General features: G+C 47.9%; 9 protein-coding genes. 6 read left to right on the forward strand and 3 right to left on the reverse strand.

Annotated features, from left to right (window positions below; genetic code table 11):
* Positions 1-78: 78 nt before the first annotated feature.
* Together ACYCSE_RS09890 and ACYCSE_RS09895 are read left to right on the forward strand one after the other, a co-directional pair.
* A complete protein-coding gene (locus tag ACYCSE_RS09890; protein WP_459702146.1) occupies positions 79-1128 on the forward strand; it encodes a hypothetical protein in 1050 nt (349 codons plus the stop codon).
* A 135-nt stretch (positions 1129-1263) separates the two neighbouring features.
* The gene (locus tag ACYCSE_RS09895; RefSeq protein ID WP_061831806.1) at positions 1264-1728 is read left to right on the forward strand and encodes a hypothetical protein; all 465 of its coding nucleotides are present in this window, start codon (positions 1264-1266) and stop codon (positions 1726-1728) included.
* A gap of 146 nt (positions 1729-1874) precedes the next feature.
* On the opposite strand, the gene ACYCSE_RS09900 is transcribed toward ACYCSE_RS09895, so the two are convergent.
* Entirely contained in the window at positions 1875-3932 is a 2058-nt protein-coding gene (locus ACYCSE_RS09900) for a transglycosylase domain-containing protein (protein ID WP_459702498.1), read from the reverse strand.
* Positions 3933-4214: 282 nt separating this feature from the next.
* On the opposite strand from ACYCSE_RS09900, the gene speE reads away from it, so the two are divergent.
* Positions 4215-5042, forward strand: coding sequence for a polyamine aminopropyltransferase (speE, locus tag ACYCSE_RS09905; protein ID WP_459702499.1), 828 nt, complete (start codon positions 4215-4217; stop codon positions 5040-5042).
* A gap of 269 nt (positions 5043-5311) precedes the next feature.
* Positions 5312-6604 carry an MFS transporter gene (locus ACYCSE_RS09910; RefSeq protein WP_459702147.1) on the forward strand — a complete coding sequence of 431 codons (1293 nt, stop codon included), beginning with the start codon at positions 5312-5314 and terminating at the stop codon, positions 6602-6604.
* A 190-nt stretch (positions 6605-6794) separates the two neighbouring features.
* Here the strand turns inward: ACYCSE_RS09910 and ACYCSE_RS09915 are convergent, their stop codons facing one another.
* Together ACYCSE_RS09915 and ACYCSE_RS09920 are read right to left on the reverse strand one after the other, a co-directional pair.
* On the reverse strand, positions 6795-8534 hold the full coding sequence (locus ACYCSE_RS09915) for an ABC transporter ATP-binding protein (RefSeq protein ID WP_459702148.1): 1740 nt from the start codon (positions 8532-8534) through the stop codon (positions 6795-6797).
* Positions 8531-10285 carry an ABC transporter ATP-binding protein gene (locus ACYCSE_RS09920; RefSeq protein ID WP_459702149.1) on the reverse strand — a complete coding sequence of 585 codons (1755 nt, stop codon included), beginning with the start codon at positions 10283-10285 and terminating at the stop codon, positions 8531-8533. Before ACYCSE_RS09920 ends, ACYCSE_RS09915 begins: the two co-directional genes overlap by 4 nt.
* Positions 10286-10438: 153 nt before the next feature.
* Here ACYCSE_RS09920 and ACYCSE_RS09925 point away from each other — a divergent pair, with 153 nt between their 5' ends.
* Both ACYCSE_RS09925 and ACYCSE_RS09930 read left to right on the forward strand, forming a co-directional pair.
* Entirely contained in the window at positions 10439-11329 is an 891-nt protein-coding gene (locus ACYCSE_RS09925; RefSeq protein ID WP_459702500.1) for a LysR family transcriptional regulator, read from the forward strand.
* 92 nt (positions 11330-11421) lie between these two features.
* Positions 11422-11856 carry a YwiB family protein gene (locus ACYCSE_RS09930; protein ID WP_459702150.1) on the forward strand — a complete coding sequence of 145 codons (435 nt, stop codon included), beginning with the start codon at positions 11422-11424 and terminating at the stop codon, positions 11854-11856.
* Position 11857 lies beyond the last annotated feature (1 nt).

An 11857-nucleotide genomic window follows, 5' to 3' on the forward strand; every position in this document is an offset into this window, starting at 1 on the left:
TCCTCTTTTTTAATAGAAATATTCAGCATTAGAGAATTGCTTCATGAAGACGTACACACGTGAAAGGAGAAAGACAGGATGATGGACGCGACAACAAGACTTATGGATATGTTCGGCTCAGCTAAGAAACTGGATGCCAGCATCATTTCTGCCTATACGGATGTGGTTGCCCCATATGGGACAGTGGAGGATGCGTGGGAATTATATAGGCTTTTTGTAGAAGATCCCCATCATTATATCCGGGGGTTGCTCCTCCAGCCGATCATGAGATGCGGGGATGTTACTTTGGCGCAAGATATGTACGAGCGTTATGTCCGAAATCAGGCATCCCCAGAACATATACCTGACGGTGTGCTGTATGCGCTAGGTTATTTGGGTTATGTGGAGGCTGCTGCTGATCTCGTCGCTTTGGTGAACGGACCGTATGGAGCTGTGTCTGTGGATGCCTGTTTGGGACTGGTACATCTTCCATGCGAAATGTATCGTGAGAAACTGGCGGCTGAATTGGAAAAAGCGCTGGATCAGAATTTGTTTAATGAATTCTTACCTCTGTTAAGCTTCAAATGCACGACTGAAGATATGATTCCGCGATTGGTACATTGGGGAGAGCAACATGCTTCCGTAGACTGTAATGCAGGAATTATTGCTGGAATCGCATTGTTTGGAGAAGGGCAGAAGGATACGATTCGATCTATCCTGTGGAATCCGTTTTGGGAGGCTCATGGAACGGCTACAGGCAGTTGTGTGTGGTCTTATTTTGCTATGCAGCATGTAGGACTAACCTTTAGGGAGCTTGTTCAGGATATAAAAAGCTACGATACATCCAAAAAAGATGTACAGACATTGGAGTACCGTTTGGACGTGCTATATGAGATGTTGGAACTAAAGCTAAGCTATACAGCCCGACCGATCCGGTTCGCTCGCAGCAATGAGGAATCATTTGGTCAGCTATATAGCGATTTGTTTAGCTGGTCTAATGAACATCACGATGACTCTATTATAGGCTGGATGAATGAACAGTTGGGGGTTGAGCACCGACTACTGGAACGGTATTATGAGCTAAGGAAACGAATCGAGATTAAAATGGTGCATGAAATTGAGCTGGAGCATGTTCAGAAAGGGAGTTAATCGTATCAGGAAATAAGAATTTTTGATGTAAAAGGACGAAATGGCGGAGTTTGGCGGCGATATGGGGATTCGCCCAGTCCGCGGGCTGATGTCCCGCATAGGATACATCAGCCTAGAACACAAGGAGTGAAACACATGTCTTTACTGCCACAAGTTCCTTTCGGAACGCAACCGGGTACTCCGGGTCCTTTCACGCCGTCAAGTCCTTCGATTCCACAATTTCCTGATATGCAGGATTCCTTCCCATCTCCGATAGGTCCGCCACCAGGCCCAGGACCATTTTCGCCACAGCCGTTCTCACCACCGCCGCAGGGGCCATTCGGTCCGCAAGGTGGGCAGCAAACTCAAGCACCAACTTCCCCACCACCGCAATTTACGCCACCGAAGCCGCTGGTTTCGGCGTATGCGGTTGACCCTGGAGCCATCTTTGGTTGTTTGTTCCGCAACACGTTTGTATGGCTGACGAACGGAGAGCGTTTCTGGATGTACCCTGTCTTTGTAGGCAGGACATCCGTAGCGGGTTTTCGGTGGAGTGGACGTTTTTGGTTTTATTATGGTGTAGACACTAACCGTATTGAGTCGTTTAGCTGTTATTGGTAATAGCGCAGCTTTAGGGAAGAGCGGGGCTTAACGGGATGATGGCTGATGGCACTGTCAAGAGAGGTAAATGGGCACATGAGGTAAGTGAAGCGAAAATAAAAAGACTGAGAGAGCGCTCATCGCGTTCCCCCAGTCTTTTTTTGCTATTAATCCATCCACCAACGTTTAAAATTGCCCCACCATGATTTCTTTTCGGCTTGTCGCTCCGCTTGGTCAGTTGGTGTTGATGCCGGTGGGTTATCTTGCCCCGACAGCGTCTCTTTCGGCTCCGTGCCGCTGACAAATACCTCCAGCCGCTTATCCGGGCTGTCCGGTGCAGCCAGTTTACCGCTGGCCGGATCAATATAAGCGCTGACTACGCCGTCGGGGATAGGAAAGATTTTGGGCGGCACATTCTCCAGCGCTTTCTCCGTATATTGCGCAAAAATCGGAGCCGCCCGTCGGGCATCCTGTGTGCTGATGTCCTTGCCCTTGTCATAGCCAACCCAGACAGCGGTGGATAGTTCGGGGGTAAAGCCGACCATCCACGCATCGGTGTTGGTCGTGCCGCTCTTGCCGGCAACCGGGCGCTTGATCAGCTTCGCGACCCGGTTGCCGGTGCCGCCTTCTTCGAACACGCCTTCCATGAGGCGTGTAAGGACATAGGCGGAGGCGGGCTTCACCACCTGCACGGGCGCGGCTTGGGGCGCTTCGTACAGCGACCGCCCGGCCGCATCGGTGATGCGCAGCACTGCCACCGGAGCCACCTTTTGCCCGCCGCTGCCGATGACCGAGAAGGCCGAGGCCATCTCGAACGGGCTGACGGGCGACACGCCCAGCGCTAGCGAAGGTACGGGCTTAAGCTCGCTTGTAATGCCCATTTTGCTGGCGAGGTCCATGACCTTGTCCGTTCCCACCTTCAAAATGGTGCTAACGGCATAAATATTATCGGACGCCGCAATTGCGCGCCGAAGATCTATTTCGCCCAAGTATTTGTCTCCAAAATTTTTGGGCTTATAGGTCTTGCGGTTGTTATCGTAGTGGAACAACGTCGGTCGGCTTTCGAACTTGGACGTACTCGTCAATTCGCCGGAATCCAGCGCGCTCAGATACATAATCGGCTTGAAGGCTGAGCCCGGCTGCCGGGTTGTGGCCAGCGCATGATTATATTGATTTCCGACATAGTTCGTTCCGCCGACCATGGCCTTGACATGTCCGTTGCGCGGGTCCATGGAGATTAACGCGGTTTCCAGTCCGTTGCTGTTCTTCATGCCTTCGTTTACAGCCGCCTCGGCTGCCTGCTGCATGTGCATGTCCAGCGTGGTATAAATACTCAGTCCGCCATGCTCGAGCGCCCCTTCGCTAATCCCAAGTTGATGAGTCGCCAGCTGGCGGACGTAATCGCGGAACCAGGGAGCGGTTTCCACTGTCCGGCGCTGGCTCTCGGGCCGCAGGGCCAGCATTTCCTCATAGGCCTTGGTGGCTTCGGCCGGAGTAATCTTGCCGGTGAGCGCCATGGAGTCCAGTACAATTTTCTGCCGATCCTTTGCATTTTTCATATGATTATACGGTGAATAGTAGGTCGGTCCTTTCGGAATACCTGCTAACAGGGCACTTTCGGCCAAATCCAGCTCCTTTGCGGATTTACCGAAATACATTTGCGAAGCTGCTTCAATGCCATAGGCGCCGTGACCATAGTAAATTTCGTTCAAATACATTTGCAGCAGCTCATTCTTGGTGTACTTCATTTCAAGCTGTGCGGTATAAATGGCCTCCTTGGCCTTGCGCGTCCACGTTTTCTCATGAGATAAGTACAGATTGCGTGCAAGCTGCTGAGTCAGCGTGCTGGCCCCTTGCGACATATCCCAGCGGGTCAGATTAACGATTACCGCCCGGCCCAGACCTTTGAAATCAAAGCCAAAATGATCGTAAAACTTCCGATCTTCCACAGCCAGGGTAGCTGCAATCAAATCGGGTGAAATGTGATCAAGCTGGACCGGAATGGATTCCTTGCCTCCAGCAGAGAAAGTGGCGATGACTTGTCCCTGACTATCGAGCAGACGTGAATTCCGATCCGTATCCGCGAGCGGAAGGCTGGTCGTGTACAAATAGGCGAGCAGGATGCAGGCGGCGATGACCGTCAGAATAGTGAGAGACATCAGTCCTTGAAAGCATCGAAGCCACAGCGGTTTACGCTTGGGGGATCGCCCGGTCGTATTGGTCATCATGCCACCTCCTTCCATAGTTGATGTTCTCAGTATAGTCAATCCGAAAGCGTCTATTCATCAGATACACACACGTGTCTATTTTAAACAAGATTAAATCTCCAAATTACTTTTGCAGTCCATTCAGGTATCACTTATAATGCAAAAAGTGTGAAATTCCAATGCGTTTGGTACAATAAATATAGCAAACTCGGCGTTTGCGTGTTGCTGATATAAGGAAAGTCAACGTTTATGCTACCGGATTGCCGGACACATACTTTGATCAGAAAGAAGGTTGGAATGATGGACTTGTGGTTTACGGAGAAGCAGACTCCCTCTTTCGGCATTACAGCAAAAATCAAACAAACCTACGTCTCTGAGAAAACAGATTTTCAGGATCTGGCTATGATCGAGACTGAGGAATTCGGCAATATGCTTGTTCTGGATGGCATGGTGATGACAACGGTTAAGGATGAATTTGTGTATCACGAAATGGTAGCACATCCGGCCTTGAATACACATCCGAATCCGAAAAAAGTTTTGGTTGTGGGCGGTGGCGATGGCGGCGTTATTCGTGAGGTCATCAAGCACCATGAGGTAGAAAAGGCGGTATTGGTTGAGATCGATGGTAAGGTGATTGAATATTCCAAAAAATATTTGCCTGAAATCGCAGGGAAGCTGGACGAGCCTAATGTAGAAGTGCTGGTCAATGACGGATATATGCATATTATTGAACACAAAAATGAATACGACGTCATTATGGTCGATTCGACGGAGCCGGTAGGTCCGGCAGCCCCGCTGTTCGAGCGCGGGTTTTACCAAGGTATTTTTGAGGCGTTGAAGGAAGACGGCATTTTCGTTGCGCAAACGGATAACCCTTGGTTCAAGGCAGACCTGATTCAGAAGGTCAACAAAGATGTGAAGGAAATTTTCCCAATTGTGCGTGTGTATGGTGCGAACATTCCGACCTATCCGAGTGGTCTTTGGACATTCACGTTGGGGAGTAAGAAGTATGATCCGCTCGAAGTAGACGAGACCCGAATTCCAGAAATGGACACCCGATATTACAGTCCGCGTCTACACAAAGCGGCGTTTGTACTACCTAAGTTTGTAGAAGATTTAACGAAGTAAACATTTTAAAAAGCGCCTTAGTGGTCTTTATTGCCTGTTTTTGGGTGGGAAAGAGCGCTATAGGCGCTTTTTTGTGTTGGATAAGATTTGAAAAAGGCTATAAAAGCATACTGGACACCGGATTTCCTTTTAAGATAAAAGAAGGAAATTTAAGGGTGTACGTAGAATATACAAAAAACCAGACATTTAACAGATTTGTAATGTCAACAGGGACGGTTTGGTTATGGAAATACATCAATCGGCGATGTACCAAAGAGGGGGAAACTTTTTTGATCAGACGCTCTTTTTATTACCTGTGGGGGTCTCAGACGATCTCCAATGTAGCAGATATCATCTACATGTTGAGTGTAGTGGTATTGGTGTTCAGTTCAAGTAATTCCTTAATGACGACTATTTTAATCCCGCTGTTCCGATTGTCTGCCCAAGTGCTTAGTGGGCTCGTTGCACCAATCGTCCTTGGCCGATTTCGGCTAACAAGCGTGTTACTATTTTCCCAGTTTGGTCAGTTTGTCATTTTTACACTGCTGCTGCTTTATTTGTGGATTGTACCTGAGCAGAGGTCATTTCTATTTATTTTTGTGATGGTGTTTGGTATGTCTTTTCTGGATGGCTGGACAAATCCCGCGCGTAATGCGCTTGTACCCCGTTTGGCTACGGGTGAAGGACTAATGCGGGCCAACGGCATGGTAGCGGTCAGTGATCAGGTGGTCAAGTGTGCAGGCTGGGCGTTGAGCGGAATTATTGTGGCTTGGCTGGGTTCCCTGAATACGCTTGTGATCGCATCCTGTTGTTATCTTGTGGCTGTAACTGTCACGTCCTTCATCCGTGATCCGCTGGATCAGAAGGAATTAAGTCTTGAAGCTTCGGATTCCTCAACAAATCTAGTAGAACCTGCAAAGGGAAAGGAAAAAGGCTCCCATTGGAAAGAGCTTGGGGAAGGCTGGAAAATCATTTGGCATAACCGTCGTATTCGTTCTCTGATGATCGTCGATAGTGTGGATAGTATTGGGGGAGTCTCCTGGCTCGGCGTATTTATTTTGGCGTACGTCAGCCAAGTGCTGCATCGGGATGCGAGCTGGTGGGGCTTTATGAATGCGTCCTTTTTCTCGGGCACAATTTTGGGTGGATTGATTGTCGTTGGTTTGGTCAAGCGCTTGCAAAAGAACAGCTTTTTGTACATGCTCGGAGCGTTGCTGGTGTATGTACTGATTACAATTGTATTTGCGCTGAATACAATCCCCGTTGCTGCACTTATTCTTTTTGCTGTATCAGGCTTACCTGTTCAAATGGCAGGGATTATTCGCCGCACCTTGCTGCAAACCAGTGCACCGGCAGCCCAGTTGCCCAAAGTGATGGCGGGAATTGATGTGCTTACAAATCTCGCTTTCGGCCTGTCCTTGTTATTTATGGGCTGGTATGCAGACCGTTTCGGTATGGTGCAGGTGTATTTGTTGGCTGCGATTATGACGACCATTGCTATCTTGATCGGCTGGTTGTACCGCAGGGATTTTCAGGAAAGTGAGCAAATGGACCATCCAACCGCTACGGGGGCAGGCATTTGAGCTTTGTTTTCGTCTGAGCAGGGAATGTTTCATTCGATGAATTACATAAGCAAATTCATATAATCTAAAAGGCTGCCGAGAGAAGATCCGGCGGCCTTTTGCTGGAGATGCGTTCTTTGTTTCTTCCTGTGTCACAACAAAAAAAGCCGATTGCATAAGAGCAACCGACTTTTCCCCTTAACCCGCAGTGCTAGGCTGTAGTGAACTGGCTGTTATAGAGCGAGGCATAATGGCCGCCGCTGGCAAGCAGTCCCTCATGGGTACCACTTTCGACGACATCGCCGTTTTTCATGTATAAAATCAAATCCGCTTCACGGATGGTTGATAGTCTGTGGGCGATCACAAAGCTGGTGCGTCCGGCAATCATTTTCATAAATGCTTTTTGGATACGCGCTTCTGTCAGGGTGTCTATGCTACTGGTCGCTTCATCCAGGATCAGCATAGGTGGATCGACCAGGATCACCCTCGCGATGGTAAGCAGCTGTTTTTGGCCTTGCGACAGGCTGTCGCCTGACCCGCTAATGACCGTATCGTAGCCATGAGGCAGTCGCTTGATGAAGCTATGCGCATTGGCAGCTGTTGCAGCCGCGATGACTTCTTCGTCCGTGGCGTCTGGATCCCCGTAAGCGATATTGTCCCGAATGGTCCCGCTGAACAGCCATGTATCTTGAAGCACCATACCAAAGTTAGTCCGTAGGCTGTCCCGGCTCATGTCGTTGATATTCATCCCGTCGATGGATATCGAGCCGCTGTCCACATCGTAAAATCGCATGAGCAGATTGACGAGTGTGGTTTTGCCAGCTCCGGTCTGCCCGACAATGGCCACACGAGTGCCTGGCTTTACCTCCAAACTAAAGTTTGTAATGAGCGTACGTTCCGGGTTATAGGAGAATTTGACATGATCAAAAAGAATCGTGCCTTTGCTGCGCTCCAGCTGTACGGCGTTCGATTTTTCGGGCTGCTCTGGCGGTGAATCCAAAATAGCAAATATGCGCTGAGCAGAAGCCGTAGCTGCCTGGAACTGGGTCAGCACACCCGTAATTTCATTAAAGGGCTTGGCGAACAAATTGGTATAAATCAGAAAGCTCGACAATCCGCCTACCGAGATCCCACCCAAAATAATGGAGATACAGCCAATCATGGCGGTGACTGAAAAAGTCATGTTGTTCACCAATCGGGTAGAGGGGTTGGACAATGATCCGTAAAACTGCGATTTCACCCCGGCTTGATACAATTGTTCGTTTCTGGCGGAAAATTCCTCAAGCGAGCGGTTTTCATAATGAAAAGCGGTAACTACCCGTTGTCCGCCGATCATTTCTTCCACATAACCGTTCAGGCTTCCTAAAATTTTGGCCTGTTCGCGGAACATACGCTGCGATCTTGTGGTAATGAACCGTGCTACGCCATATGTGATCGGGGCAGACACCAATACGACCAACGTCATGATCGGACTAATATACAGCATGAGTACAATGGAGCCTATAATCGTAATAATCCCGGTAATCAATGTGGAAAAGCCTTGTAGTAATCCATCCGACACAGCATCCATATCGTTCACAAAACGACTAATGCTGTCTCCTTGTGGATGAGTGTCATGAAAGCTTAACGGAAGGATATTAAAATGATCAAATAACTCCCGCCGCATATCATTTACGGTCTGAAAAGCAATACGGTTCGTCAAATACGTGAGCAGCCAGCTAAATAGACTGCCTACAACATATACAATGCCTAATCCAGCTAGAATCTGCGTAATACCTTTAAAATCCACTGCTCCCTTATCCACCATATAGTCGATAGCCTGGCCAATCATGTAGGGTCCGATCAGACTGGCAAGCACGCTGAGAATTGCACTGACGATGACCCAACATGTTGTTGTTTTATATTGACCCACATAGGCTAACAATCTTCTCCAGGTTTCCTTGCCACTCATTGGTCTACCTCCTGCGTTGAGAGCTGGGAATGATTAATTTCCTGATATACATCTGAGCTGCTCATCAACTGTTCATGTGTGCCGATACCGACAATCCGTCCCTCATCAAACACAATTATTTTATCAGCATGCTGTACGCTGCTTACTCGTTGCGAGACCAACAGGACGGTCATGCTGGTGCTATTTTCCCGTAGCGATTTACGGAGGGCGGCGTCGGTTGCAAAATCAAGGGCGCTTGAGGAGTCATCCAAAATGAGGATTTGCGGATTGCCGACAATAGCTCGGGCAATGGTAAGTCGCTGCTTTTGTCCTCCCGACAAATTAAGCCCCCCTCGGGTGATCGGAGCATCGAATTTTTCCGGCAGGTTGGAAATGAACTCATCTGCTTGTGCGATAGCTGCGGCTTGAGCGACTTCCTCGTCGGTGGCGTGTTCATGCCCCCAACGGATATTATCCGCTATAGTACCAGTGAACAGCAGTGCCTTCTGAGGGACAATTCCGATTTTCTGCCGCAATTGCTCGAGCTTATATTGCCGAACGTCGATGCCATCAACCTGCACACGACCCTCTACCGCATCATAGAAGCGGGGAATAAGATTCACAAAGGTGGATTTCCCAGAACCTGTTCCTCCGATGATGCCGACCGTTTCACCGGGATAGATGTTTACTACTACATCGCTCAGTGCCAGTTGTCCTGTCTTATTGTATCCAAAGGAAACATGATCAAAAGAGATGGCTGGTACAGCGCCATGCTCACTTGCTTCCTCCCTGTCTATAAATGTAGAAGTAGCAGCAGTGTCGGAAATCGAAGCTTGCGTGTCTAGGACCTCCTGAATACGCGCTGCTGAAGTGGCAGCTTTGGTGAACAAAATAATTAAATTGGTTACTACAATCAGAGCCAGTAAAATTTGCGTAATGTAATTAATGAAGGCAATAATCTCCCCTTGTGTAAGAGATCCATATTGGATATGGATGCCGCCGATCCACAGGATAGCAATAATAGCTCCGTTCACCACCAACAAGGTGGCGGGGCTTAGCAAAGCAGAAATACGTCCGACACGAATAGCAGTCTGGGTCAGGTCATCTGAGGCGGCATTGAACTTTACTCGTTCAGCTCCTCTTTTGGCAAATGCACGTATGACCCGTACGCCTGTAAGATTTTCGCTAAGTACCAGAGCGATTTTATCGAGTTTTTTCTGGTATAGCCGGTACAGGGGAGAAGCCTTCGTAATGACTACATACAGAATCAAAGCCAGAATCGGTGTAGCCGCCAATAGCACCAAAGCAAGGCGGAAGTCCAGAATCATGGACATGATAATCGCCCCGATACAAATAAAAGGAGCACGAATGACCAAACGAATCAACATCGCTACAGCTGTTTGCAGCTGATTGACATCATTCGTAATCCGGTTGATAAGCGAGGGTATACCGAATTTATCGAGATCAGCATAAGAAAACGAAGAAATATGCTTAAACATCGTATTGCGCAGCGTAGTTCCGAATCCTTGAGAGGCACGAGCTGCGTAAAACTGACACACTAATGAACTGCCAAAGCCCAGTATAGTCATGAGTAACATCAAAAGACCCATCTGCCAAACATAATGGGTGTCTCCTTTACCTACGCCATGATTGATCATTAAAGCAACCATCGTAGGCAGCAATAGTTCCAAGATGGCCTCAATCAATTTAAACAGAGGCCCAAGAATCGTTTCCTTTTTATAGGGTTTCAAAAAAACAGCAAATTTCAGCAAATAAACCATCACCTAACCTGAATAATGTATATAGCCTCATGCCGCAATAGCATAACTGAATTTGATTATGGCATATCCCCAACTATATGAATAATATTTAATATATATTAGAGGTATAGGTTTTACATATATCAGTACCGGAGGTCCATAATGATGGAATTGAGACATCTCAAGTATTTTTTGGCGATTGCAGAGGCTGGACAGATTACAGCGGCAGCCAAAAAGCTGAAAATTGCACAGCCTCCCTTAAGTCAGCAGCTCATGCAGCTGGAGGAAGAGCTTGGCGTAAAGCTCGTGCATCGAGGCTCACGAAGCATCCAGTTGACGGAGGCCGGCATCATTTTACAGAACAGGGCCAAGCAGATTTTGGAGCTGACAGATGCCACGACAAGAGAGATAAACGATTTTGCCATGGGGATGAAAGGTACGCTCACCATTGGAACGGTCTCCTCTTCTGGGGCAACGCTGATGAAAGACAGGCTTTCCGAATTTCATAAAACCTATGCGGGTGTAAAATTTGAAATTCATGAGGGAAATACGTTCATGATTCTCGATCTTTTGAACAAAGGAATTGTCGAGGTCGGTATCGTCAGAACCCCTTTTAATACTATCGATTTAGGGTGTAGATATGCGTCCACTGAGCCGATGATAGCAGTGATGACAGAAGAATATGACTGGAACTCCGAACAGAAGACCATTTCATTGTCTGAGTTGAAGGACAGGCCACTCATCGTATATCGCCGCTTTGAACAATTGATCCACGACACTTGTATGAAGTATGGCTTTGAGCCAAATTTCTTTTGCAAAAACGACGATGCTCGCACCACGCTTCACTGGGCTAATGAAGGGCTGGGGATTGGTATGATTTCGCGGTCTGCGTTGTCACTCGGAAGCAATAACCAATTAATCGTTAAGGAAATTATGTGTGAGGAATTGCATACACGTGTGGCGGCTGTCTGGCTGAAGGATAAATACATGTCTTCTCTAGCCTCTCGATTCATCGAAAGTTTTAGCCAAGCATCCGATGGAGCTGACTTAAGGTAGCTGAATTTTTTGGATGAAAGCATCTTTTTGTAAAAACTCATTTGAATTGCAATCGGGAACTGGATATAGTAGTACAGTAGGATAGCAATAGAATGGAGTTTGAATACATGCCACATAATGCAAAAGTCCGAATCCGTCTTCATAGTCATCATGACGGAGAAGATGTGGTACAGGAACTTCCCGGAGAAGCGATCGTGCGTGGGAAGCATCTATATATAAGGTACGATGAGCCGCAAGAAAGTCCTGAGGGCGGTACGACACGGAACACAGTCAAAATCGGATCGGATGAGCTAAAGCTGATTCGTCACGGTGAGGTACAATCAGAGCAGTCGTTTGCGCTGGGACGCAGGTTGCCTGGATTTTACCGCTCGCCTTATTTAAACCTGAACATGTCTGCGCATACGCAGAAGTTCGATATTCGGATGGATGGTTTCACCGGACATGTGAGCTGGACCTATGATCTGTACGTATTTGAGGATTTCTCGGGGCATTTTGCCATCAGTTTGCATATACAGGAGGAGCAATAAT

Source organism: Paenibacillus sp. SEL1, from assembly GCF_054602535.1.